This is a genomic window from Aeromonas sp. Y318-1 (assembly GCF_027706125.1).
GTDB lineage: Bacteria > Pseudomonadota > Gammaproteobacteria > Enterobacterales > Aeromonadaceae > Aeromonas > Aeromonas hydrophila.
The window spans coordinates 41,464-65,336 of the sequence record NZ_JAPDCM010000007.1 but is presented as its reverse complement, the minus strand read 5'-3'; the positions used below and the strand labels follow the sequence as shown (position 1 = coordinate 65,336).

Annotated in this window: 35 protein-coding genes and 1 pseudogene; 5 read left to right on the top strand and 31 right to left on the bottom strand. The window is 49.8% G+C overall.

Annotated elements, in window-relative coordinates:
- Positions 1–20: 20 nt before the first annotated feature.
- Positions 21–119: a type IV toxin-antitoxin system YeeU family antitoxin gene (locus OKB87_RS12015; RefSeq protein WP_270827577.1), complete on the bottom strand. Its 99-nt coding sequence runs from the start codon at positions 117–119 to the stop codon at positions 21–23.
- 130 nt (positions 120–249) lie between these two features.
- On the opposite strand from OKB87_RS12015, the gene OKB87_RS12010 reads away from it, so the two are divergent.
- Complete coding sequence (locus tag OKB87_RS12010) at positions 250–609, top strand: hypothetical protein (RefSeq protein ID WP_270827576.1); 360 nt, start codon at positions 250–252, stop codon at positions 607–609.
- Positions 610–863: 254 nt separating this feature from the next.
- Here OKB87_RS12010 and OKB87_RS12005 read toward each other — a convergent pair whose 3' ends face one another.
- From OKB87_RS12005 to OKB87_RS11890, 24 genes are all read right to left on the bottom strand, one after another.
- Positions 864–1,850 carry a DUF2860 family protein gene (locus OKB87_RS12005; RefSeq protein ID WP_270827575.1) on the bottom strand — a complete coding sequence of 329 codons (987 nt, stop codon included), beginning with the start codon at positions 1,848–1,850 and terminating at the stop codon, positions 864–866.
- 271 nt (positions 1,851–2,121) lie between these two features.
- Positions 2,122–2,430: a CcdB family protein gene (locus tag OKB87_RS12000; RefSeq protein WP_270827574.1), complete on the bottom strand. Its 309-nt coding sequence runs from the start codon at positions 2,428–2,430 to the stop codon at positions 2,122–2,124.
- A 3-nt stretch (positions 2,431–2,433) separates the two neighbouring features.
- A complete protein-coding gene (locus OKB87_RS11995; RefSeq protein ID WP_270827573.1) occupies positions 2,434–2,670 on the bottom strand; it encodes a type II toxin-antitoxin system CcdA family antitoxin in 237 nt (78 codons plus the stop codon).
- 109 nt (positions 2,671–2,779) lie between these two features.
- Positions 2,780–3,112: a type IV toxin-antitoxin system YeeU family antitoxin gene (locus tag OKB87_RS11990; protein ID WP_270827572.1), complete on the bottom strand. Its 333-nt coding sequence runs from the start codon at positions 3,110–3,112 to the stop codon at positions 2,780–2,782.
- An 83-nt stretch (positions 3,113–3,195) separates the two neighbouring features.
- Positions 3,196–3,510, bottom strand: a complete 315-nt coding sequence (locus OKB87_RS11985; protein ID WP_270827571.1) for a hypothetical protein — start codon at positions 3,508–3,510, stop codon at positions 3,196–3,198.
- A 142-nt stretch (positions 3,511–3,652) separates the two neighbouring features.
- Complete coding sequence (locus OKB87_RS11980; protein ID WP_270827570.1) at positions 3,653–3,949, bottom strand: hypothetical protein; 297 nt, start codon at positions 3,947–3,949, stop codon at positions 3,653–3,655.
- Positions 3,950–3,981: 32 nt separating this feature from the next.
- Positions 3,982–4,323: a hypothetical protein gene (locus OKB87_RS11975; RefSeq protein WP_270827569.1), complete on the bottom strand. Its 342-nt coding sequence runs from the start codon at positions 4,321–4,323 to the stop codon at positions 3,982–3,984.
- Position 4,324: 1 nt separating this feature from the next.
- Positions 4,325–4,867, bottom strand: coding sequence for a hypothetical protein (locus OKB87_RS11970; RefSeq protein ID WP_270827568.1), 543 nt, complete (start codon positions 4,865–4,867; stop codon positions 4,325–4,327).
- Positions 4,868–4,995: 128 nt separating this feature from the next.
- A complete protein-coding gene (locus OKB87_RS11965) occupies positions 4,996–5,223 on the bottom strand; it encodes a hypothetical protein (RefSeq protein WP_270827567.1) in 228 nt (75 codons plus the stop codon).
- Complete coding sequence (locus tag OKB87_RS11960; RefSeq protein ID WP_270827566.1) at positions 5,220–5,582, bottom strand: hypothetical protein; 363 nt, start codon at positions 5,580–5,582, stop codon at positions 5,220–5,222. Before OKB87_RS11960 ends, OKB87_RS11965 begins: the two co-directional genes overlap by 4 nt.
- Positions 5,579–5,794 carry a hypothetical protein gene (locus OKB87_RS11955; protein WP_270827564.1) on the bottom strand — a complete coding sequence of 72 codons (216 nt, stop codon included), beginning with the start codon at positions 5,792–5,794 and terminating at the stop codon, positions 5,579–5,581. The genes OKB87_RS11960 and OKB87_RS11955 overlap by 4 nt, the downstream gene beginning before the upstream one ends.
- A complete protein-coding gene (locus OKB87_RS11950) occupies positions 5,794–6,291 on the bottom strand; it encodes a hypothetical protein (protein WP_270827563.1) in 498 nt (165 codons plus the stop codon). The genes OKB87_RS11955 and OKB87_RS11950 overlap by 1 nt, the downstream gene beginning before the upstream one ends.
- Positions 6,292–6,491: 200 nt before the next feature.
- Complete coding sequence (locus OKB87_RS11945) at positions 6,492–6,860, bottom strand: helix-turn-helix domain-containing protein (protein WP_104014566.1); 369 nt, start codon at positions 6,858–6,860, stop codon at positions 6,492–6,494.
- A gap of 12 nt (positions 6,861–6,872) precedes the next feature.
- Entirely contained in the window at positions 6,873–7,172 is a 300-nt protein-coding gene (locus OKB87_RS11940; protein WP_104014565.1) for a type II toxin-antitoxin system HigB family toxin, read from the bottom strand.
- A gap of 215 nt (positions 7,173–7,387) precedes the next feature.
- Entirely contained in the window at positions 7,388–7,726 is a 339-nt protein-coding gene (locus OKB87_RS11935) for a hypothetical protein (RefSeq protein ID WP_270827562.1), read from the bottom strand.
- Between the two features lie 24 nt (positions 7,727–7,750).
- Positions 7,751–7,942, bottom strand: coding sequence for a hypothetical protein (locus OKB87_RS11930; protein WP_270827561.1), 192 nt, complete (start codon positions 7,940–7,942; stop codon positions 7,751–7,753).
- A complete protein-coding gene (radC, locus tag OKB87_RS11925; RefSeq protein WP_270827560.1) occupies positions 7,939–8,436 on the bottom strand; it encodes a RadC family protein in 498 nt (165 codons plus the stop codon). Before radC ends, OKB87_RS11930 begins: the two co-directional genes overlap by 4 nt.
- A gap of 72 nt (positions 8,437–8,508) precedes the next feature.
- The gene (locus OKB87_RS11920; protein ID WP_270827662.1) at positions 8,509–8,766 is read right to left on the bottom strand and encodes a hypothetical protein; all 258 of its coding nucleotides are present in this window, start codon (positions 8,764–8,766) and stop codon (positions 8,509–8,511) included.
- Positions 8,767–8,838: 72 nt separating this feature from the next.
- Positions 8,839–9,264 (bottom strand): DUF2787 family protein, encoded by a 426-nt coding sequence (locus tag OKB87_RS11915; RefSeq protein ID WP_270827559.1) that lies wholly within the window; start codon positions 9,262–9,264, stop codon positions 8,839–8,841.
- Positions 9,265–9,500: 236 nt separating this feature from the next.
- Positions 9,501–10,046 carry a hypothetical protein gene (locus OKB87_RS11910; protein WP_270827558.1) on the bottom strand — a complete coding sequence of 182 codons (546 nt, stop codon included), beginning with the start codon at positions 10,044–10,046 and terminating at the stop codon, positions 9,501–9,503.
- Positions 10,039–10,515 carry a lecithin retinol acyltransferase family protein gene (locus OKB87_RS11905; protein WP_270827557.1) on the bottom strand — a complete coding sequence of 159 codons (477 nt, stop codon included), beginning with the start codon at positions 10,513–10,515 and terminating at the stop codon, positions 10,039–10,041. Before OKB87_RS11905 ends, OKB87_RS11910 begins: the two co-directional genes overlap by 8 nt.
- 155 nt (positions 10,516–10,670) lie before the next feature.
- Positions 10,671–11,231 carry a hypothetical protein gene (locus OKB87_RS11900; RefSeq protein ID WP_270827556.1) on the bottom strand — a complete coding sequence of 187 codons (561 nt, stop codon included), beginning with the start codon at positions 11,229–11,231 and terminating at the stop codon, positions 10,671–10,673.
- Positions 11,232–11,487: 256 nt separating this feature from the next.
- Positions 11,488–13,023, bottom strand: a complete 1,536-nt coding sequence (locus OKB87_RS11895) for a hypothetical protein (RefSeq protein WP_270827555.1) — start codon at positions 13,021–13,023, stop codon at positions 11,488–11,490.
- 10 nt (positions 13,024–13,033) lie between these two features.
- Positions 13,034–13,705 (bottom strand): hypothetical protein, encoded by a 672-nt coding sequence (locus OKB87_RS11890; RefSeq protein ID WP_270827554.1) that lies wholly within the window; start codon positions 13,703–13,705, stop codon positions 13,034–13,036.
- Between the two features lie 80 nt (positions 13,706–13,785).
- Here OKB87_RS11890 and OKB87_RS11885 point away from each other — a divergent pair, with 80 nt between their 5' ends.
- On the top strand, positions 13,786–14,157 hold the full coding sequence (locus tag OKB87_RS11885; protein ID WP_270827553.1) for a helix-turn-helix domain-containing protein: 372 nt from the start codon (positions 13,786–13,788) through the stop codon (positions 14,155–14,157).
- A 493-nt stretch (positions 14,158–14,650) separates the two neighbouring features.
- Here the strand turns inward: OKB87_RS11885 and OKB87_RS11880 are convergent, their stop codons facing one another.
- The 4 genes from OKB87_RS11880 to OKB87_RS23675 form a co-directional block, all read right to left on the bottom strand.
- Positions 14,651–15,595 carry a hypothetical protein gene (locus tag OKB87_RS11880; RefSeq protein ID WP_270827552.1) on the bottom strand — a complete coding sequence of 315 codons (945 nt, stop codon included), beginning with the start codon at positions 15,593–15,595 and terminating at the stop codon, positions 14,651–14,653.
- An 82-nt stretch (positions 15,596–15,677) separates the two neighbouring features.
- Positions 15,678–16,355 carry an inovirus Gp2 family protein gene (locus tag OKB87_RS11875; RefSeq protein WP_270827551.1) on the bottom strand — a complete coding sequence of 226 codons (678 nt, stop codon included), beginning with the start codon at positions 16,353–16,355 and terminating at the stop codon, positions 15,678–15,680.
- 363 nt (positions 16,356–16,718) lie between these two features.
- Complete coding sequence (locus OKB87_RS11870; protein ID WP_270827550.1) at positions 16,719–18,101, bottom strand: DUF3987 domain-containing protein; 1,383 nt, start codon at positions 18,099–18,101, stop codon at positions 16,719–16,721.
- 78 nt (positions 18,102–18,179) lie between these two features.
- Positions 18,180–18,368, bottom strand: coding sequence for a helix-turn-helix transcriptional regulator (locus tag OKB87_RS23675; RefSeq protein WP_429075814.1), 189 nt, complete (start codon positions 18,366–18,368; stop codon positions 18,180–18,182).
- A gap of 63 nt (positions 18,369–18,431) precedes the next feature.
- On the opposite strand from OKB87_RS23675, the gene OKB87_RS11865 reads away from it, so the two are divergent.
- Both OKB87_RS11865 and OKB87_RS11860 read left to right on the top strand, forming a co-directional pair.
- Complete coding sequence (locus tag OKB87_RS11865; RefSeq protein WP_270827549.1) at positions 18,432–20,291, top strand: hypothetical protein; 1,860 nt, start codon at positions 18,432–18,434, stop codon at positions 20,289–20,291.
- Positions 20,292–20,467: 176 nt separating this feature from the next.
- Entirely contained in the window at positions 20,468–20,869 is a 402-nt protein-coding gene (locus OKB87_RS11860; RefSeq protein WP_270827548.1) for an H-NS family histone-like protein, read from the top strand.
- Positions 20,870–20,932: 63 nt separating this feature from the next.
- On the opposite strand, the gene OKB87_RS11855 is transcribed toward OKB87_RS11860, so the two are convergent.
- Entirely contained in the window at positions 20,933–21,442 is a 510-nt protein-coding gene (locus OKB87_RS11855) for a hypothetical protein (RefSeq protein ID WP_270827546.1), read from the bottom strand.
- 763 nt (positions 21,443–22,205) lie between these two features.
- Between OKB87_RS11855 and OKB87_RS11850 the strand changes: the two genes are divergently transcribed.
- Positions 22,206–22,940, top strand: a complete 735-nt coding sequence (locus tag OKB87_RS11850; protein ID WP_270827545.1) for a LysM peptidoglycan-binding domain-containing protein — start codon at positions 22,206–22,208, stop codon at positions 22,938–22,940.
- Here OKB87_RS11850 and OKB87_RS11845 read toward each other — a convergent pair.
- A pseudogene (locus tag OKB87_RS11845) lies at positions 22,854–23,033 on the bottom strand (transposase family protein); the annotation flags it as partial. The gene OKB87_RS11850 and the pseudogene OKB87_RS11845 overlap by 87 nt on opposite strands.
- Positions 23,034–23,873 lie beyond the last annotated feature (840 nt).

The following is a 23,873-nucleotide window of genomic DNA, read 5'->3' as shown; positions in this document are numbered from 1 at the left end:
CCGGTCGATAACCCCTATGCTCATTCGCCAATCAGTGAATCGCGATTTGATAGAAAATGTAGGTGATTATGCCCCTGAATCAGGCGAGCCCCAAAGCGTGGGGTGACGGTATGAAGCAAGCCCCACTGTGCAAAAATCCGAGCGGACTGGTCTGGTGCTAGATTGGCCCCTTGAAGATCCAGACACTTCGCCCCTCTTAACTTAAGAGGTAGTCTTGGAACTATGTTTAGTACTAGTCACAACGAGAAGATGGTCGAAGTATTAACAGGGGCAGAGAGCCGTCTGAATAACCCCGATTCCCGAGGTTCTTATTTTGATAACAATTTTACAGCTCTGGAAGGAGCCGCTGATAAGGGTGTGATTACTGGCTGCGGATATGATGCCGTGATGATTGATGAAGGACGCAACTTTGATTGTCGGTGGTTATCTCTGGTTGCCCAGTTATTTAATAACCACGAACGTTCTCTACTACTGATGTATGAGTATGCGCAGTCGCTATATTATCGCGAACAGGGGGCTGAACTTCTCTCTGGCAAGTGTTGGGAGCTAGGCACAGGGGGCGGATCTCCGTGCTTCGCGTTAACTATCGCAATCCTCGAAGTTTCGTAATGTGAAGGTCAGGAGTTCAATCCTCATCCTCCTTATTGTCGCCATATAAAACAATGGGGTAGCGTCTCAGTGAGGCTGGTCCTTTGTACTTTTTGGCTTGGGGTACAACGAAGTAGGGGCGATTCACTTTGAGACATCTAAACGGCCTCTGAGCTCTGGAAATCGTATCCCTATACCTTCTCAAGCAGTCTTTCTGATTACTGTAAAATGGCCCCCACTTAGGGGGGCATTTTCTTTTTCATGTACTGCTGTTATCAGAAATTGTAGAGTAGGCCAGTACTGAATACGGTCGACTCGGTGTCATAGAAACCGATCTCGGAGTCAGATTTGGCATAACCTGCAGTCAACGTTGCAGAAAGGGGAGCAATCCCAAAGAGTCGATGCCAGAAGAAGGTGCCATTGACAGCAAATTCGTCCGAGTCGGCCTGCTGGTTGAAGATAGGATTTACCTCATCATATTTGGTCTGGCCCACATAAATGTTGCTGACAAACGACCACTGAGAAGCACGCTTGGCAAAGGTTAATTGCATGCCATTGCTCTCGTAACTCTGAGCGCTGCCATCGAGGTCTGCTTGACGGTAGATAAACGCTGGTTCCAGAAGGTAACCTGGGGCGAAATGCCACTGATAAGAGAGCTCCATGGCATGCATTTTCCCGTTACGATCCAGCTTGGCTGCTGTCGCGGCGTCGAATTGACTACCACTTCGTTCCTCATCAACCTCGATGTTACGTGTGGTGAGGCTACCGTAGAAGTTACTGCCCCAGACCTTGTCCCAAGCAAACCGGACGCCTTTGGATTTGATATCGGTGGATTGGCGATTTACGCCAACGGCAAAAGGATCGCTCCACTGTTCAATCGGCATCGCGTTGAACACCACGGAGCCTGCCACTATCCCTTTATCGCTCATTTCCTGACGAATACCCAGTTGCTGAGTAAAGTCGAAGCGAATGGCATCCTGGATCAGGTTCCCCAAAAATACCTGCGTCCGGGTGTCAGCGAAAGTGTAGCGAATGTCGGCATTGAGGAGAGGGTTGACGGTAGAGGTATTATCGGCGTTACCTAAGCTATTAATGTGCTCTTTGCTGTCGTCACCACTATAAAAATTAGATTTATAATTGAGCGTGTTGATGCCCCCCAGCAGGAAGCCAGACCAGCCTGACTCTTTGGGGATGTCTCCCAAATCAGCATATGCATTAGTTGCTATTAGTAAACCCAAGCCAAGTAGGGTAGTGTTGCGCATTAGTTCACTCCAGATTAAAAGTGTAAAGCAAAATTATATGTCGATTAGCCTTAATAGCTACTATTAATAAAATTGTACTTATTGTGCTGGGTAGGAAACTTTGCCCACTATTTTTGCTCTTTCACAGATGGCCAGGGAGAATTGCACACTTACAGAACCTGTAAATGAGTCTGATCTCTGAGTCAGCCATCAATGCACCGTTTTGATGGGGATGAGGGCATGCATTAGAGCGGGAGGCTGGTTGATTCGAGGGCACTCCCATGTGAATGATTTAAATGCCATCGATCAGAAAATCTATCGCGTCCTTGATCTGTTGGCGATATCCCTGAACGTCCGCAACCTCACCCCCCAGTTGACCGATCCTGATCCCTGCCATTTCATGGGTCATCACGACGTACCTTTTTCCCTCAATGGTAATCACGGGATTGAGTCGTTGTGCTGGTTGTCCACTAAATGCGGTTAATGGGAACAGGGGGATCACCATCCGAGAATTCAGATCTCCAATGATATTGCTTTGTACATCAAGCAGATAGGGATAAGCCCGGCTATTACCGTTATTGCTGTATACAGTGAACTGCATTCTTTAAAAAGTCCTGTAGTCGTCAGAAAGCAAGCCATGCTCTTCATTGATACGATTCAACGTCTCAATTGCTGTACGGTTCTCGCGCTTCCAGTATTCTGCTTCTGAGTCACTGATCTCACGTTGTAATGCCGTTGCCAGGGTTGCAGAGAGATTGATCCCCGTAGCTCGAGCTCGTTCTAGCAGATGGGGATCTAAGGTGACACTCACAGTTCTTTTGTTACGGATGGTCGCTGGCATCACCTTTTCTCCAAAAAGCACGTGTGACTACACGTGTACTGATGGTATCACATCCCGATATAGGGTTGGTTGAACATTTTTAGATCGCCAATACTTCCAGTCTTGCAGGTTACCCCATTGGACTGGCCGAGGCATCTGCCCTGATATCCGGGTAGTCCGGGTAGATCGCTATATAGAGATACCCATGGCTCCCCAAGGTGTCAGCTTCGCAGGTGAAACCGCTGTGATGGACGGTGATACGTTGCTGACAGTGGGCATCCAGCTCGCCGGTCAGCAGTTTGCTTTCCAATTCTTTGATGATGGTAGGGAAGGTGGCTTCCAGCTGGTTTATTGCCTCCTCTGCCCATTCGCCAATCAATGAGGCCCGATCTGACAAAAAGTGCAGCCGATGATGTTCCTGGATAAGGCGAGCGCCAAAGCGGGGCGTCACGGTATGGGGCAAGCCTCACTGTGCAAAGATCCGGGTGGGCTGGTCTGGTGCTGTGGGTTGTTGGTCCTGGGTGTGGATGGTTGTCGTGGTCATGATTAGCGATACCTCAATTGGGTGTGGATGATGGTGCCGGGCACGTTGTGGCGCTGGCGTAGTCTGGCCAGGTGCTCGGGAAGGTCGGTCAGACTGGCCAGTTGCCCCCGGTAGAGCCGGGAGAGATTGACGTAGTCAGGGTGACTCACGGTGATGGTTATCTGATGCCCTGGCTGCCAGCGGCCAAGCAGGCGGGCTTTGGCCTCTTTGATGGTGGTGATGCCGGGAGCGGGTAACGTCTGCCGGTTGCGCAGGTGCAGTTTGTTAAGCTCGGGGGCATAGCGATGCACCTCGAGCCCTGTGATAAGACGGGTCATGTTCGGTGACTCCAATGATACAAAGGGCCAGTCTGTGAGGGCTGACCCTTTATGCTGTTTGTGGATAAACGGGGCTGGGTTGTTGTGGCTGTTGGTGCCGAGGCTGCAGAAAGCTGCCGGGCCGCAGTGACAGGCGCAGTGGTTAGTTGTTGTAAAACAGGATGTAGCTCACCCCAGCTTGCGTTGCTGCTGCGAGCAAGGGCTGTAACGTTGGTGGGTAGGCATCGAGCTCCATAGCCAGGTTCAAGGTGTACTCATAGGCGGAGTCATCCTTCACACCGACATGTTCATGGAAGGCCATACGCTTGACCCAATGCCATTCTGGTACCAGGTCTGCGTCATCGTAATCGCCGATGATGGCACTCATGGCGACATCCAGCATCTGCATCACCGAATGGCCTGCCAGTGGGTTCGTTGTTGCAGGTAGGATGTTAGTCATTGAGCGGTTCCTTCTTGTCTGTGGGCTGTGCGTTACATCTGATTGATAGCTGGTTTGCAATTGAGTCTATCCAGCAGATGCAGCGAGCCGTACTGGGCTACCAGTCGGTCTATGGCCATCCGGGCACAGGCCGCTCTGCTGGGCTTATTCTCAGGGATTGCGTAACGCACAGTGAGCCAGCCGCCGAGCAGCGCGATGCGATAACCACTCGGGATGTGGGTTAGCGACGTCCCTATGCCCCTCCCGTGAATCAGGAAGGGCACGGCCTGGCCGCCGATGTCGATATCCATGCGTTGCCCCTTGAGCTCGAAGGTAGTGTGTTCCCCGGTTTGCGGATGTTTGCCGGGCACCTTGATGGTGATGTTCTTAGCCATTTCACACCTCCGGCTTGGCTTCAAAATGTCGGGTCACAACGCCCGCTTCTGGGTCGATGCTGATAAACGCCGGTGCTTGTGGGTGGTACTGGTAGAGCCGTGCCAGTTCAGCGCGAAACGCCTCGACGTCTGGCGCAATCACATGGCTTGTATCCCCCTCGGCGTAGGTAAAGGTCTCCAGCTTCTCTGTGTTAATCCAGATGCCAAAGTACCAGGCGTCTTCCTCGGTATCGTATTGCTGCCAACCTTGAGCCAGCAGTGTCCGGTCGTAGTAGTAACGGTCAGCTTGATGGCTGCCCCGGTCGATACGGCAGCCGGTCACGGTGAGCTCGAGTTGGATACGCCCCGCCTTGTGAGCCTTCTTGACTCGGCGCAGCAGCTTGAGGGCCTTGGCTCTGCTACGGCCATTACCGAGCGGATGGGGCTGTCTGGCCCGCAATGCGAGGTGGGTCATTATCTTCGGTGTGGTGTTGTGGTTGAGCTGGCCGATAGCGGCGGTTATCTGCCAAGCGGTCAGGGTCTTGTAATCATGCAGGTCATGCATGGTGGGATTTCCTTCAAATGCAAACAGCCCCTCGGCGTGAGGGGCTGTGTGGGGTGGGAGGATTGTCTACAGCCATTGCTTGAGGCACTTGATGTCTCGCTGATAACGGCGGCAGTGGCGGTGCCAAATCACCCGTTCGGCTGCTGCCGCCAGCAGTGTGCGGTGGTCACCGTGCGAGGCAGGACCAGATTTGCCCCGTCCCAGTTATCCAGCTCCAGCACGCCAGAACGCACCAGGCTGGCCAACTGCGTATCAAGCTTGTCGGCCAGCTCCAGCGCGATGAACGCCTCGATATGGGCTCGGAGCCTGGCAATAGCGGCCTCTGGCGCCATTGATGATGTTGTGGACGTAGTCATGTATGGCTACTCCAGTCCGGTGCGTCGTTGCTGCCATGGTTGACGTAGGCTCCGACAATTACCCGCTGCCATTCGCCGATCGGTTGACCTGCTGCATTACAGGCGCAGCGAAAGCGGGCGAAGTTGATTTCGCGCGGCAGGTGTTCACGCATATCCCGTGGACTGACAAAGAGCGTGGTCTTGTGCAGTACCGGATTGGGGGCAACCAGCGGGCCGCCGATACGCCTCCCTTCCATATCGTGGGCATAGGCAAAGCCAGGCAGCATCAACTGCTGGCTGATAAGCTTGGCGAGCTCTGGATGGGCGCACATAGCCTGCGCCACAGCGGCCTGGCTAAAGCTATCGTTGAATTCGATCATGGGTGTTTCTCCATTTCCGCTGGTATGCGGTAAGCCGCTGCCAGCAGCGCAAACTGCTCGACCAGGTAACTGATGCTGATGCCCAGTTCATCACTGACCCCACCCCACAAATGGTGGTGCAGGTGAGCCATGTCATCAGAGATACGTTGGACTATCTGGGCTGTACCGCCCGGTGCTGAACTCGTCATGGTCAGGGTGATGGAAAGGTTCATCACATCTCTCCCCAAGGGGCTTGCTCCCACAGTGACAACCGGGTCAGTACGTCTTGCGCCAGCGCCTGTTGCAACTGCTGTATTACTTTCACCAACCGGGGAGCCTGCTCAGGACTCCCGCTCCATTCGCTCGATTGGTACAGGGCGCAGCAGGTGAATTTGTACAGCGCCACCAGTTCGGCATCGGTGAGTGGTGCCTGGTGGTAACGGTGGACAGGTCTAAACGGTTTAGAGCGACGCTGGCGCGGTTCCTTTTGGTCTTGCTGACGCCCTAGCTGATAGCGATGCCAGACTGCACGCCGGTTGGCGAGCATCATCAACCGTACCAGCCGGTCTACCCGCCACGTCCAGGTACTGGTGACATCGATTGGCGAGTTCCACCAGAGGGTGCGCAGCAACTCGAGGGTGTAGTGCGGTGGCATGGGGGCATTGCAAAAGCGGTGTAACTGCACGGCAAAGGTAAGGTAATCCTGGCGGTCGATCATGAAAGCAGACATGGGCATAGCTCCTTGAAATGCAAAAAGCCACCTGCAGTGAGGTGGCCCTGGTGGTTGGGTGATATTCAATATCCCTGGGAATGGTGAACCTGATGACAGGACACAAAGAGCACTAATAGAAAACGGGCCAGCAGATGCAGGCCCGTTATGGTTTTGTGTGCTGTTATTCCGTTGAACAATGACACATAGCTATCGCATCGTTATGCCGATAGCGGGTAATCCGAAATGAGGCTCTCCAGTGGGATATGCAGGCCGTTGGCCAGATTCCTTATCATCTTGAGCGTCAGTTTACGCTTACGGTTGAGGATGTCGGTTACCCGGCTGCGATGGCCCAGATAGACCACCATGTCCTCGGGGGTCAGCCCCTGCTGCTCCATCCGAAACTTGATTGCCTCTACCGGGTTGGGTGGTGCGATAGGGTAATGCTTGGCCTCGTAAACCTCGACCAGTGTGGCCAGCACGTCCAGTTCATCACCTTGTGGCGTGCCGACGGGAGCGCCCCACAGCTCATCAATGCGCGCCATAGCGGCATCATAGTCCTGCTCTGTTCGGATAGGGGTGATATTCATGGATACCTCCGCTTACACCTCTGTGGCATTAATTTTATCGTATTCGGCATGGGTGCCGATAAAGCGTACCTTGCACCATTGCCGTGGATAGTCCATCGCAACGATAAGCCGGTATTTATTTCCCGCGATGTTGAACACAACCCTGTTGCCAGCCACAAAGCTGGCAGTGCGATACATCAGCTTGACGGCTTGCGGGGTTTCCCACGTCGCGGTCTTGGCTTCGTCGTACCATGCTCTTAGCGGCTGCTCGGCATCGGCGTATCTTGGCTGCTCCCAGAACGCGCGTAGGGTTCGTAATGACAACACCTTCATTTAACCTAAGCCTTTTACCATTTTGGTAAATTTGTAAGTGGATGGTAGCCTGTTTTACCAAAATGGTAAAGCAGGCGATGATACTGTGCATGCTCTCTGCTGACTGTTGGTCAAGCACGAGATAGATCATCGGGATCATGTCGTTAGTGTTGATGATCCGGGTGATCGGGTGGAAACGTGATCGGCATGCATGTTATTGGGCGATCGACGGTTCGTTATTGGTGATCCTGGCGTGTGTCGGGGAGATCCGCATCAAACAGGATGGCGTAGAGCGCACAATCAATGCCGTTGACGGCATCGTGATGCGGGTAATAGGGCGGTGTGTCTCGGGATCGCCCGACGTAGTCACCAAAGCAGCTGAGACACTCGCGTATCTCTACGGTGGAGCCCTGCAGCAAGGTCTCTTCAAACTGCTTGGCATAACCCTCGTCGTCACGGGCCTTGGTGACGGCCTTCTCCAGCAACGTCAGCGCATCCTCATTACTGGCGGTTGTCAGGCCATGGCGTAACTTCTCGAGCGTTTCCTCAAGGGTATAGGGATTGGGTAGTCGCATGGTGTGTGTGCCTTCTTGGGTTGGCTAATGGCGCAACTGATGGAGCCGCGCATCGATGGCCTCGACACAATCGCTCTGGGTGAGCAGATAACCGCTCGGCAAGTGAGCGACGATAGCGGGCTCGGCCTGCATCTCGACGTTGTCCGCCAGCCAACAGCGTAACTCGATGAGGATATCGAGGGCGGTGAGGTGGGTTTTGTCTGGAGGAAGGCTCATAGCTGACCTCTTTCGGCAAGCGAGACTACGCCCTCAGCACCGACCACCAGATGGTCGAGCAATCGCACATCGACCAGCGCCAAGGCCTCTTTGAGGGCTTGGGTGAAGACCCTGTCAGATTGACTGGGTTCCGGGTCACCGCTGGGGTGATTGTGGACCGCGATAATCGAGGCACTGCACAGCAGTATGGCCCTTTTGACCACCTCCCGTGGGTAGATGCTGGCACTATCAATAGTGCCGCGAAACAGCTCCTCAAAGGCCAGCACGCGATGCTGGGCGTCAAGGAACAGTGCCCCAAACACTTCGTGTTCCCGGTCTTGTAGCAGGGTCTGCAGCCGCTCGGCGGCATCAGTGGTGCTGGTGATGGCAGTACCTTTTGCCAAGCGCTTGCGGGCAATCTGGTTAGCGATGCGCAGCAGGTCTTGTTCGGTCACGGGGTTGGTGACGACATAGGTGCCGGGGCATTCCCCGGCTTTAAGTTTGTGATAACGCATGGTGGGTCTCCTGAAAAAGAAAAACCCCGGTAGCGCTAGGCATGCCGGGGCTAAATGAGCGGTGTTGTTGGTTCAGATTAAGGGGCGTTCAGTCGGTCGTAGTGGTAATGGTTCCCGCGGTGGCTGTGGGTTCCGGTTCACCGGCATCAGCGGTTCGGGGACCAGCACGGTGAGCGGGATAGCCAGTGCGATGCTCAGCCGTTCGGCCAGCTCGTATGCAGGTCCTATGGTGTCGTAGTCAGCTACCCAGGTCGCCAGCGCCAGTCCACAGGTCTCTACCGCCCGCAGGTAGAGGCTGTAGCCCTGCACGGACAGGCCACTATCATGCATCACCTGCGTTTCCCCCTCTCGATTAATCGCCTCCAGCTCTATGGCTATCGGTTCTTTAGGCATCCATCCTCCTCAGTCACCACTGACGGTGACGGTAAAAAAGCCCAGCTGGGCGTAGGCAAGGAAATTGTGTTGCCACAGGGTGAACAGCTCCTGAGCCTCTGCCATCGGCAGTGGCCCCCAGCCTTGCAGGTAGTGCTCGTTGTCCAGAAAGTTGAAATCAAGCTCTTTGCACAGCTCGGCATCCAGGCCTTGGCCCTGATAGCTGAAATCGGTGATGTAATCGAAGCACCAGCAGCCGGCTTGACGGAGCAGACGCATTTCTACCGGATGAACACCACCCGCTGTTGGACTGTAGGTGGGATTGCGAAAGTGAAAGGTCAGGGCTGTCAGGTTGGTAAGGTCACGCTGGGTGTGCGTGAGCATGTCACCAAGCAAGGTGAGCAAGGGCTGTGTCACGGGCAAGGATGAGCTGTCCAGATTAACAGGCAGGGTCATGAGTAAACTCCGGGATAAAAAGAAAGCCCAGACCTGTAGGAAACAGGACCGGGCTGTAAATAGACTGTCATAACGCCACATAGGAAGGGCAGGACGTCGTGGTGATATCAACCGGTAGGCGCTGGAAATGCGTAAGGTTGATATTCCTAGTCTGTCGCTGCTTGGCATTGAGCATAGTCCAATGTGAACGAGATGCTGAACGTGAGGTGGCTGCAGTGATGCAGATGTCTGGTTACTCAGGGAGACACACAGAGCGTGATGTCATGCTCCTGGTTACCCAGTGCAAGGGAGACCTGTATCCGCAGCGCAGGCGTTGATGCGAGTTGTTGCTCCCAAGTTTGCAGTGCAATGACCAGGGCCTCGTGGCGCATCGGAGCCCACTGCAGTTGATAGCCCACGGCCTCTTGACCAAACCAGAAGGCATGTTCGCAGCAAGGCGGGGCTGCCTCTTCAATGAGTGTCAGCGACGACAGGCTGGCAATCACCCAGCGTCCCGATTGCCAATGCAGGGAACAGGTGGTGTTGGGAAAGATACCAGCCGGGTTTGCTGATGCGCCTGGCGACGATTGTGCAGCATTGTCATCATGTTCATGTTCATGTTCATGTTCATGTTCATGAGCCATGAGGGTCATCAGTGCTGTTTGTCCTTCGCTCAGCACCTTAAGCGTTACAGCCATGCAGGTAAGCGCTTGCTGCATCCACGTCTGAAACAGCGCCTCGGTATGGGCAGACAGGCCCGGCAATGCGGACCTGGGTAAGGTGGTATCGACGCGATTATTCATCGTTATTCTCCGGGCTTTTCCACCATGCGGCCAAGAGGCCTCCCAGCACAATGGCGCCGCCCAGCAACGGATGACCCGTGGCACGAGCAGCAGCCAGTAACCACCACGAGACCTGGGAGCTGTGACTGACCCCTTCGATACACCATTGCACAAAGTGCTCGCAGTTATTGAACGCCGGGTGATAGCGTTGCTCTCCCTGGCGACGATAGGCCCGCGCAATCGATGCTTGAGCGTCATAACGGCGGTAAGGATGTTCAATCACCCGCACTGCTTGCCCTTGGGCAAAGTCAGGGAGTGATACCGTCTCAATGCCATCGACGTCTCCGGCCCTGGAGGAGCTTGCCCCTACGCCTCCGGCGTAGTGAATAACCCGTCCCTGACCCAGATAAAGACCGTGATGCTCAAATCCCAGCCGAGCACTGACCAAGTGGTCGCCGGGCGATAATTCGTCAAATAATGATGCCGGCATTGCGCCTCCTTGAATGGATATAAAAACGGCATCCTGAAAGCAGGATGCCGAAGAGGTTCTATTAAAGTATTGTTTCTCACACTTCATGTTCAAGGGATTAAAACAATATTTAGCCTAATGCAACTGGAACCGTTTGTGTGTGTAACTTGGTTTTATTAGAATGTAATGACAGTTGTGCCGATATCCGTGATGATGGTTGCTTCATGGATTTCACAACCTCGGCCAGTTATTTTAAATGTTTGGCCATAATCAACGGATGTCGCTGGATTGAGCAGGTATGATGGGTAAACAACCGTACTGCAGCGTCCTTTATTTATAATAACATCCTGAATATGTACTTTATAGTCGGTAGTGGATGTGATGGAGACCCACTTGGTATAAAGGGGCAGGCGGGTATTCAAGTTTAAATTCAAATTCTCCTGCATCAACCACTTACCTTGGAAACCAGTCTCCAATATTTCTGCTGGCACAATAGCTTTCGTTTCATCTTTGATAGATAACTTAAGTTTTTTATTCAGCTCCCCTCCATTTTTACAATCCTCCTCCCAATCGGGATATAAATTGCGCATTGGAGGTAATGCTTCCCCAACTTCGCTATCGGCATTGTAGCGTTTTTCGTAGTCGCGAAGGCAACTCTCCACGCTGCTGGCAATGACCGAAGGTGAAAGTAATATCGATAATAAAACATAAGCAGCACTGCCGTTCGTCATCTTCACTTGATGAATCCTTGTTTTGTAGGTGAGGGTGTAAACGTGAAGGCCGTCAAAGACATAACCATTTAATGGTGCTTTTAGTCGGCTTCATGGAAATAATATATCAGTGTAAATGTTTTATTGTGCATTGTGTGGTGTGTATGCAGAGAGAAATTAATGGCGTAAGCTCTTGCTAGAGAAGGGCGGGGTAAATACCGCCCTCTCAGCTCAATTCTCTGTGAATGAACACCCAAATTTATAGTTACTTTTTATTGTTTCTTTAAGTGGACTGAATATCCTTTGGCAATGCCAACATGTTATCTAGCGCTGCATGAATAAATTGGTCCTCTTCGCAACCCCTGAGACCAAAAAAATCACGCTTTTCTAGCCAGTGGGTCAGCCACGCCATAGCCATCGCACACAGAGCTCCAGTGATAATGCCAGATAGCAGGCCACCAAAAGGTATCGGTGCTAGCAACAACTCGATGGACGACTCCAATGAAATACCTGCAATGACAATGCTGCCATTGAATATCAATAGTAATGCAGCTTGCGCGGACTCACGCCATGAGGTTCCTTGGGCGGGGAATATGAGCGTTTTAAGTGATCTACAGAGCGTGAATATCCCTTCTCGAATTAACCGAACATGTCGCCGATATGTCATCTTGAAAAGATTTATTACCAATGTCAGGAGGCTGGAAAAAATCCCTGACATCAACCCGTCAGTAAAAGAGGTGCAAAGCTCTTTTCGTTTGGTATTGAGGTCTGCCATACGTGTACGCCCTTGCTTTGACAAATACTGGCAGGCCTTTTTGAAGTCGTACTTGTGGACGAAACAGGTCTTCATATCCTGGATTAATCCAGAAAAAAACTCGACCAGTAACCATCCCAGCGCTTGCTGCGCCCCCATCTTGATCCCATCCAACATGCCAGCTTTTACGCCATTGAGGGTGTAATATTTGAGTTTCTCGGTGGTGCTAGGAAGATGGCGCTCTTTGACAGTTTGGCCTTGTTGATGTAGATGTTCAAGGCTGCCACTGTCAATAGAAAAGTATTCATCATTCGCCATATCTCGACCACTGGCACATTTCTTAGCCCACTCGAGTTTATCATCATCACGCATCGATTGATTTATATCACGACGAGTGATTGCCAAATTATCCTCATCAGTGGCAAAGTCTGCCTTGCGCACGGGATCATGCATGAAACCACCTGTACGATGAAATTCGTGATTAGAGGTGATATGGTCTGGGCTAGTGTGAGAAGCCCTTTCATCTCTCCCCGTATAGGCGTCGGTCACATTGCCTTGCTCATTGATGTGGTGACGAGTGAAGCGATTCCCAACGGAGTTAGCTCCGTTGCCTTCAAACCGTTCACCTCGTGAGTTTTTTTCCGCCGTATACTTTTTACGATTGTATTTATCTTTCTCCTTTGCATATATTCCCTGTTGCGCATTATGGATAGTGGTCACCTGTCCACCATCTTGGTCTAGTTGTGCAATGATCTTACCAAGGCCGAGAGGGCTCACAATGGCTTGCAATATATCATGTTGAGTTTTATCTATTAATTGTTCCAGTCGTTGTTGGCTGAAATCATGGCGTAATTGACTAAGCAATGTTCTTGCTTGCTCCAAGGTTATCTCATCTGTTATACCAAAAGAGAGTGGCTTGGATAATGCATTAATGCGTTCCCGATCAATCTCGGCGTTTAAAAGTGGTAATGTGGTTGTGGCTGGTAGTGCCTCACGCAAGTGGGCCCCTTTTTTCCATTCTGCACGTAATGCTTGGCGACGCTTTAATCGAGTAAGACGATCCACTGTTCGTTCCTTAGGCTGCTCTTAATTGATACCAAGCCTGACGAAATGCAACTTCGTTATCGTGCTCGTGTTCATCTGCGGCGATGATCATGTTGACGATGTCATCAAACATCTCGAGAGGTAGCGACGATGTGCATGCGATCTCAAAGGCCGTCGGCAGATTGGGTGGATTGTCATAAAAGTCCTCAATTTGAGTCAGCACCTCTTTGGGCAATATGCTATGGCTCATACCAGTGATGAACTCTTCGATCTCCACGCGTTCGTGTTCACAAAAGTGACCATCACAGAATGCAGTTGCGATGGCGACTGCGTACATAGCACGAATGGCGGCATAGGGCTCTTTCGCCTGTGCAAGTTGTGCCTTCATCCTGTCGACACTGATGGCGGACTCAGCTTTCCCTTCCCGGTATCCTTCGCGCCGTCCCTCTTCACGGATATCATCATCGTCGTCAAGATAGGCCCCAGCCGCAGCTCCGACTGCGCCGGCACCCACAGCGGCTGCAATGGTACCGGCTCCTGTGAGTGACCCAACGAGCGTTGCCGCACCAAGTAACGATCCTCCACCTGTAAAGGGGGCTGCAGCAATAGCACCAACGCCAAGCGCTGCCCCACCTAACATTTTCCAAAAGCTCATTTCAATCTCCAGGTTAAATTTATTTGAGTTAATGGGCTTGTTATACAACTCAAGAGTTCTTTTATCAACCTATCCGCTCGGTAGGCTATCAATCACAACTTTTTTGATTGGTCTTGATGGGATGGGTTATGAGCAAACTGACTGCAACAGAAGTCGATGTGGTGCTGGGAAAGCGGATCCAGCACAGGCGTAAAGAGCTTGGCGTGTCTGCTGCGCAACTTGCGGAGGCCTTGGGTTTCTCCCAACAACAGCTATCACGCTATGAGCGAGGGCTAAACCGAGTCAGTGCCACCTTGCTGGTCGATGTGGCCGGACTGCTGGATACACCTGCGGAGTGGTTCTTGTTGGAGTGCCCGACGAGGCACGCGGCCTTGACCCAATCAACACAGGCATTGTCATATGGTCCAGATAAGGGGCTAAAGAAACGATTAGACCAGCAGTGGTCAGCATTGCCATTAGAAAAGCAGCAAGCGTTGGTGCAATTCCTGGATTTTTATTAATACCAATCGCTGTGTTGAGGATTATTGACGTTTTCAGTGTCTGTAATAATCGGCGAAAATAACGAAGGCCTTATGCCTCCTTTTTCATTTAACGCTAACCAGCGCAATGCCTTGGGTGCTGGATTGTTGCCGCCGATATTCGCAATAAGAGTATTTTATTGTATCGTGTATCCACGTTAGAGATATTTGCATTGGTGTCTACATGAAAGGGCTTGGACAGCAGCGTATCGAATGGATGCTTTATCACGCATATCATTATTTAGAAAAGGTCTATATGGGTTGTCTGCTACATTCTTGGTGAGTGAGCCCATCCTGTCAACGGGCCTTCGTCAGGAAGACATCACGACAGGGAAGCATTGCATACCCTGTCGTGTCATATTTCTCTTCAAAGAGGAATATACAATCTCGAGTGAGGTTGAAGATTGTAGAGATTGATATGGCCAGATGATTTTTTAGTGTGGTATCCATCCATGCTACAGCAAAAAACATCATCTCAGCATTTCGTGTGGTGATAGTTTTTTAAGTCTTTGGTGATACGAAGTTTGATAATGCTGTCTTGACTACAAAACGCTTCAGTGATGTCGTTTATTTGGTTTATTATCGCACACTCGGATGATGCTCGCTGATTGACATTGACTGGCAATGGTTTGGGAATGAAATGAGGTATGTTGGGTCGTTTCTGCCAGGATGCTCGCCATTGGTGGTTTATTTTATCTATTGTAATGTGCTGGGGATGGCTTGGGTCCACTGCAAGCAACATGTTTACATAGTAATTGATGTTGGTATCATATCTCAGTTGCCATAAATAGCCATCAAATCCACGTTGTTGTGGCGCTTTGTTATTAAGTGCGTGCATGGTGTGTTTGAATGCACCAGCAAACTGAGATAGCGATATCTCTGTGCTGGTGTGACAAGGCGAGTATAGATTTATATTGACGATGGTCATGCCTTGCATGAGTAGGTGATGCGTTAACCATTTATTGACAGCGCTGCGTTTGCGTCTGAATAGACGGTCAAAATTAGCACTTTTCGCTCGATGCTCTGCTGTGTTGAGTAAGTTTGTAAGTTCACTCATATATCCGGAGAGTTTGTTTTTTAATTCGCTCATGTCTTGCTTATTTGTCAGCGAACATTGAGGGATGTTGTATTTCTCTAAAAGCGATTTACTTAAGCTCAGTGATGGATGTAAGGCATAGCATGGTGTTAATGCCGATACGTGACTGTACAGCTGTTGCCATTGTCCAAGGTGTGGGATGGGGGCGCTATTATTGTGAATGATTGACCACTCAAGCTGTTGCCACAGCTTGATAAGGTTATTGGCCCGCCAATGGGGGACGTTTGATAGGTCTATGCGTAGAGACCCTCCCTGTGTGTTGCCATCACAGTGCAGTTGGTGCCACATCTGGTCGGTGGCATTCATAGTGATATCGGTTCTCATTACGCTTTCTCCGGATTTTTTATATCTTTGTTTTTGAAAAACATCGACAATGCTCTGATAGAAGTGTCCATTGTCACAAAACTCAGAAATTTGGATTATCAATTTTCTGAATGCGGCTGCAGCCAAAGCTGCGATAGCCTGGCTTGCACACTTTGGTGTCCAGCTTGGCAAGGTACCCTGCGCGCAATAGCAGGGCGCTTAGCCGTCCCTCCTGTTGCGCTTCTGGTTTGTGTCTATCCAGGTGGTACTGTGCATTCTCTGGCACATGCACAAGTCCTATGGTTTCTTGTGGCATCAATGAGAGGGCGCTGGCCCATGCTGCTCTGATTTTATTAAGTAGGGTATCGTCGGTATTATTGAAATTACCCAAGGTATAGTACCTGTCTTTGTTAAAGAGCAGCAGGAGGTGGTAATGCTCATGGTGAGCGTTATTGCATTCTCTTGCCCAGGCGTAGTGAAGGTGGCAAGGATGGACTGATTTTCCCATGCGCTGTTTGTATTGTGTTTCTGCGGTTATTCTGGCTTTTAAGGCATCAATGAAGCGGGAAATGACGGCGCTGCCTGTTAAGGTGGGGTAGCATGGCATGTCGTTATCCTGGTGAGGGAAGCGTAGGTCTATTCTGAGTGCAAAGATTCTCGCATGCGTAGCTTGAGCGCTATCTATTGTTTGTGCAATCAGGTTGAGGTGGTGTTGATTAACAGGGGCGTAGCGTTCGGTTATTTTTGCTAGCTGCTGAATTAACGTTTTTTGGGCTGACACAATTCACTCCTATTGGATTGGATGGTTTAAAGAGCCGTGCACTAATGCACAGCATGCGATGTTGGTTGCTATGCTTTTAGGTCACTATGCAATAACGCCGTTTTTAGGTGGTGGTTATATTGGTGGCTTTGTTGTGTGACAATGTGGCAATAGTATTCTTTACATGCGGCAGATTAATTGCCTCTCTCTCTCAGGGAGTATGGTTGCTGTAGTGGTGTTTATATAACTACCACCGAGGTTTATTCGGTATGGCTGGGCAACGCATCGCCCAGCCATATTGCGCACAAATAGTGCATTTAAATAGTGCGCTCAATTAAATGTCAGTGTTATAAGGGGCGTGATTTCACTCTGGAATTAGCGTCGTTAGTGTTGGTCGTTTAGTGTAACAAAAACACTTTTTCCTGATTTATGTATTAGGATATATCTGTTACGTGCCAAGTATTCCAGTATGGTGCTGAGCATGTCACTATCAGTGATGTGGCGACACCCTCGCTGGATTTGGCGTTGAGTAAAATGGGGGTAACCGGTTTGTTGCCGTAACCAATAAATTACATGGCAGGCGTCATTGTGTAACTTCTCCCCTTGGTACGGATGATAAAAATCCCATTGTAACGTCATGAAGCGAGCGAGAATGTCAGCGGCATGATGAACTGTGTGCTCCTCAATGGTCTCACCATCCGCATTATAGAGGTGTACCAGTGCTGCAATCCGTTCCAGATGAACGGGAGCTTTTGCGAGAAACGTACCAAACGTCATGTGCTGATATTGTTCTTGTTGGCATTTGAACTGCTCAAGGTATTCCAGGGCGGCTGCTTTTGCTGGCTCAGAAAACACCAGCGTATGTTGTTTTTGCAGCGTGATTAGTCTCATGGCGCGCTCATTAAATTGCTCAACCAGTGTCGTTGAGTCAATCGCTGGCTCGGGAGTATAATTGAATGGCGTTCTCAGCAAGGCTGATTGGTGGTTCATTTGCTCTGGCACAATAATGCAACGCTGTAGGAGTCCTCTGTTGATGGCTTCTTCCCCCATTTTTTTCATATAGCGCTCGAATGGCCGTCCTTGCATTGCCAGCATCATACTGAAACAGGGTTGTTTGATATGATAATCGTGATGCTGGTCGCGAATTTCCAGGTCATCACCATCCCATGTGGCGCACGTAAACGGGATCATCATCTCATCCATGCGCTGTAACTGTGACGCCGCTTCGGTGGTTGCAAGGGTGACAGCCTGATAGATTAAGGTACGTTTAAATCCGGCTAGTGTCCCGTCTTCCATCACGACGGCAGGTGGCCGTGGTGCCACGGGTTTTTGTGCCTCCAATGCCGCCATCTCTTCGTCAATCAGGGAGGCGTCACGCACCAGGTCTATATTGGCGAGTTCTTTTTCCAATTTTTTCTCGAGCCGCTTGCACAGTTTCATCTGAAATTGATAGCGTGAAGTTATTTTTTTATAATCATCTTTCAATGAACTGGAGTAATTCAATATCCGCTGAGCGAGGAGTTTAAATATTCTGGTTTTTCCCGCCCCGGATTTTTGGATGATAATGGTGAAAAAATTAATGGGGGTCAGTTTGCCATTGAACGCAGAGATGTATCTCACCGTGTCTTGACTGGCATGGGCAAGGACTGTAAATGCCATGCACATCAGGGCGAAAAAATAATATTTTTCGAGCTGGGATAATTGGGTCATTTGTGCATCCAATTGATTTGGTTCATTGGTGTTTTTAACATTGATTATGTTATGCATGATAATTCACCTTCAGTTTTGGGTATTCGTTTGGTGTGCATCAGTCAGACTGGTGTTAGGGCTTATTTAGGTCTGCCTTTATCCAGGTAAGATATTCGTGTGTTTGGCCCTGCTGTTTATCCAGCGTTCAATTTCATCCGAGATCCAGTCGATCGTTCTTGTTGTCCCTAATCGAATGGGTTTTGGCAGGTCTATAACAAAATAGGCTGAGTTTGGTGACAGCCAGTTATATAACGTAGAACGTGATATCCCCAGCTTTTCGCACACTTATTTTCGTCTTAGGACCCTTGTCATGTTCACATCATCCTTATCAACACAGCGAGTCTTGCTGTGGAAGAGATGATGCGCCAAAAAAATGGGTGTGTCCAAGCGCTACCTTTATTGCGAAGATGCACCCAAAAACACCATTTGTTCATCTTAATGTGCTTATTTATATTTCAGCTGGCATTTTTTTCATTAAAATGCGGGTATTTAAATGCAAAGGGAGTGGCAGGTATGAGAGGTAATGCAAAGGAGTGGGCATGGTTTGATGGTGTATTTGGTCGGGGGGAGGCCACGAGGCTCTTGGATAGTTCACAGCAGGTCATTTTTGCGTGCTGGGAGCAGATATTGTTACTGTCCTTTTATGCTCGCTATTGGGTTGGTCATAAGGCAGGAATGCAGCGTGCTCCGTCCGGGGGGGATGGCCGTGCATCAGGACGGTATCGCAAAATGTTTACGGGTGATGAGCAGGCAAGGCTAGGCATTGAGCTGCGGCTGCACTTCTTGATGCTGGCGCAGCATGAGTGTCGTAGCCCGTCCGAGCAGCCTGTTTTACATCTGATAGAGCAGTTGCTGGAAGAGGGGGTGGGGGGGACGGAAATCCTGATGCGAGTCAAAGAGCTGTTCCCCCTGATAGCCAGCCGCATGGAAAGTCTGTGTGCACGCAAGCGCATCGTTTTTTCTGAATTGCCAGTAAATGATCGGCCACGATATAGCTATCGCCTGATGTTGAATGCGCTGTGTAACTTCATTCCTTTGTGCCAAAAAATGCTTGATGTGAAGCCAGAGGTCATTTTGAAAGAGGTAGTTCCGTCATGCGTCAGGCAAACTTGCCGATATTCGCTGGATGCCAGCATGGTCCATCAAGCGGCGGGGCGCGTAGTCGATACCGAGGCCCAGGGCGCGCCCTCATTGACACCGCCAGCATCAGATGAGTACACCCCCAAGGGAAATAAATTTGGTGCGATGGCAACGGTCAGCATGACGGTACAGGATGCGGTTAACCGTCTGACACCGGAACAAAAGCAGGCGCTGCTTGAGGATATAAGGGCCGCAATGGTCAATCGTCTTAATGAGGCGCTATCGGGTGTTTATTTCGAGGCTGGATACACCCAAAAAAATACACCTGACATGCCGGGGTCTTTGTCAAAAATATGGCTTTTGTCACAACATTCGGCACCTGACATGCTGACGCTGACCGTTTGTAGGGCTTCGTTAGAGGCTTCCTTGGCCAAGGGGAACGCCGCCAGTGTGTTGAAACCGCTCGTTCAGATGCTATCGGAACACGGTTATCCGCTGATCCCCCTGGATGTTCCCCCCTCCTCGACAGGGATGGAGAGCATAGAGCGTTGGTATGAGAGCAAAGAGGCTTTACAGCTTCATCGACACTCACATCGCCTGCGACGATACATTATTGGCATGTTGCTTTTTGATATTTACTCTGGTCATGAGGAACTGGGTTGCGTGTATGGCCCATCAGGATTATCGATGGCTAATAGCGAGGGGCTGATTGCGCGGATGACAGAAACCAAAGCAATGAAGTTGACGACCATTGTACTGCGTCATGCACTTTATTACGGGCTCGATATCAATATGTTGTATGACCAAGGCAAGAGTAAAGGTGTACAGCAAATTAAGACCATTCAGGATTTATTGAGTGCGCCGGTAACCCCTATGGCCGACAAGGTGGTCAACGTACACAAGATCTTCGAGACATGGGCGCAAGTGGATAACATCGTCTCCGATGGTCAGCGCGGTGATAAATTGCAGGCAGATAACGTGGTCAAAAATCGGTTCAAAGGGTTGTATAAAGAAATGACTGACCATATTGAACAAATCCAGAGTACAGTACGACATCAAGCCTCCCGTGCAAATGGCCAATCTTGTCATTTGTCTGACGGTGTTCCTTTGGCGCTCTGGGCTTATTAGGTGCGAGGGGGGAGGGCTTTTCATGCCCTTAGGTATGATGTGTGGCGTGTAATGAATAAGACAGGGCATGAAATAGGACTGTTAATTAACGGTCAATGTTTGCCTGTTTTATGGGGTAGCCCTGACAGGGGACAACCCCTTGAGCAGATTGAATGGATCTATTGAGGTGAATGTTGATGAGCGAATTTTTGAAGGTTTTGTTGAATGTGCGCAGTCTGCGGGCTGCACTGCGCGAGTTATCACTGGAGCAAGTCAAAGAAGCGCACGAGAAGATTGAAGCGATCTATCTGGAGCGATTGGAGGTTGCCCAGAAAGAGCAAGCCGCCAATGCTGAGCGTCAGCAGAAGTTGGCTGAGTTCCAGGCGATGTTGGCGCAGGCGGGAATTGACCCCACTGAGTTGGTGGGCAGTGCCCCGGTAGCAACGGCTGCGACTAAAGCTAAGCGGGCACCTCGTCCCCCGAAATACCGTTATGTTGAAAATGGGGTAGAGAAAACCTGGACCGGTCAGGGCCGTACCCCCAAATTCCTGGCACAGCAATTGGAGCAAGGCCGTCAGTTGGACGAGTTTCTTATCTAGCGCGAGACTTGGAACATAACGGGGGCTGTTGCGCCCCCGTTTGACTTCATGGTTGCGCGTATCTCAACGGGTCACGATGGTGGGAGCTTGGTCTTCATGAAATAGGCGCTGCTTATCAGAGAGCATGCGTGTCCCATCTGGGCGATAGAGTAATGATTGCGGATAACCCTCTCGGTGCCTGTATGGATAGTCATCAAATGCTACCCGCAATGGTCTGCTGTCATGCCAATTGGCGGCAATGACAACCCCTTTTCCCCACATTAAATCAATGACTCGCTCGCCCAGATAAAAAGGCCGGTTGGGATGGTGAGTGCTGACGGTGGGATGTTGCGTTTCCTGAAACAGGGTTGGGTAATTGACCAGCCAATCCCCTTCTTCGGCACACCTACCTGAGATATCGAAATAAACATGATTATACGGGTAGTTTGGCATAAAGACCCGAAGCCAGGCTTTACCATCGAACCAGCGGTCTATGTGGCCTTTGCGTTGTCTTTCAATAATAATGCCTTCACCATAGACGCAGCAAAAGACGTTATCACCGATATTGAATGATGTATGCGTATGACATGGCATAACGGTATTCTCGCTGGCTGAAATACGGTGAGGATAGGATAGGAAATGGGAGAGAGGAGAACTTGGTAAGATATTTCATTTTTTATTTATTTTATTGGTAAGTGATGCACTAGCGCTGTCAGATAAACCTCGCGGTGGTTGCTAACGTCGTATCGACTACGCGACTTGAATACCTTGGCCAAGAGGCTGTGATGTCCTTAGCTGCGAGTGTACATCGGTGTTTTCATCTGCACTGAATTGCACTACAGAAAGCCCAGGCAACGGCTGTGATATCGTCACCTGTGGCCAGGGCTTTGCATGATAAGGACACGGATAAAGGGGGGCGAGTAAATTGACATGGCAAATATAGGTATCACTATCTGTTTATTATTATTTTATAAATGGTCTTCAGTGTGTGCGGATAGTTCGCGATGTGCATTGGTATGACCTTAAAATTGGGTGGCGTTAAAATGTGATGATTGTCACGTTATTAAAATAAATTATTTGGCCAAGAATGAGTCTGAGCATTTAAGCAAAGAGGGGGTGAGGTGGAGGTGATATTGCGCTTTTATTATTTTGACTTTTGAAAATCAAACAGATAGGCTTTCATTCATTCATTCATTCATTCATTCATTCATTCATTCATTCATTCATTCATTCATTCATTCATTCATTCATTCATTTATTGCTAAACTATTTTTTGTTATTTTAACCAGGCCATTCCTTTTTATCCCCTCTTGTATAGTCCCGCCTAATTACAGGCATACCCCCTCAGGGACTATTTATGAAATTCAAACCAAGCAAGGTCTATCAAGTCGTTTGGACTTATCTCTTTTTGGGACAGCAGGCCCTGTTTCCAGTGGCCTATGCTGCTGAACAACTCGCCAAGCCAACTTCAGAGCAGCCTGAAGTCATCCGCTATCAGGTCGCCAAGGGAGATACGCTTGGTTCTGTATCACGCCGGTTTGGGGTGGCCCCGCATCAACTGTTGGTGTTAAACCACCATCTGACGCCTGAGGCACCTTATTTGGTGGTGGGAGATACCATCAATGTACCACGAACACAATCTTTGCCCACACTGGCGGGCGAGAACCCGCTGCACCTGAAAGAGGATAAAGCGAGTGCCATCAATGTGGAGCAAAAGGTGGCCCAGCATGCCGCTCGCCTGGGACAGGCATTCTCGGCCTCTGATGAGGTGGGCGCGCTTGTTGGGGCTGAAAATGAGAGTGAGATAGTCAAAGGTGCACGCCGTGCACAGCGCAACAGTATTGCCGCCTCCGGGGAGTTGGAGTCGACATCCGCACCGAGTCATGGGGCAAAGCAGGAGGCGCAGTATTGGCGTCAGCAGCTCGCCACTCAGTTTGAAGAGGAAGCCAATGCCTATGCCACCTCCTTGCTGGGAGGGATGGGCACAGCCAGAACTCGCATGACGTTGAAACAAGGGAATATGAACCTCACCGAAATCTTCAATATCTTTCCACCCGTCTGCGCTGTCGATCACAGCGCAGACGGTGAGTAACAGGACATCGTAAAAAAGGGTAATAAATCTTGGCATACAGGAGAGGGTCGGGAATATCATCGAAAAACTGAGCAAAACAGCATCAATAGACATGAAGAAACTCCTGAAAAAGGAGCATAAGATCACAGGGCCAAACCTGTTTTTTGGTCAAAAAATGTCTGCAATCTTGCTCTGTGTGTCCCTTGCCATTATTCACATCATAGTTAATATGATCTGTGTGTTTGTAAAAATAAAATAAATGTAAATCATGGCGTCGCGTTATCCAAGCATCTGTTTAGCTTTCGATTATGATGTTTATGGGGGTATTGGTTTTTGACAAAAAAGACCACCCGAAGGTGGTCATAAGGCAGTTACGGGTTGTGCATATAGGTCTTAAGTCGGGAGACGTTGACCTAAGGAACGAAAAATATCCAGAAGGATATGTACTATGCTGTGCTGTCTGTAACAGACATTGTCATGGTAGTTGGTCAGGTGAGACAGCGTCAAGATTGAAAAGAGATTGGTGTGTGATTTTATTTTTTATTTATTTTTCCAAGAGTACTATTCTCAGAAAATATCTCTGCATGGCTGTTATCTAAGTGTCATTCCAAGAATGAGAATAGTTAGGTTAATTACTCAGGATATTGTTGTCTGAACAGGGTAATGTGTTGTATGGGCCAGCCAGTTGTAGAACTCGCTGGTTTAATGCATGCTCTTGAACATCGCAGTTGCAATATTGAATCAAGCAGTTGGATTGCCGACAAATCCTGTCGGTAACTATCTAGTTGATACTTGTTTACACTGGAGCGTCAGGGGAATGATTGCTATTTAACTCACTACAGAATACCTAACTAATGAAATTTAGTTATGAGGTTGAAGTTCTGTTTTCACCAGAATAGTGCTAGTGCGTATGGGCCATCATTACTGTGTGACTTAAAGAACATAGTGTCGTTA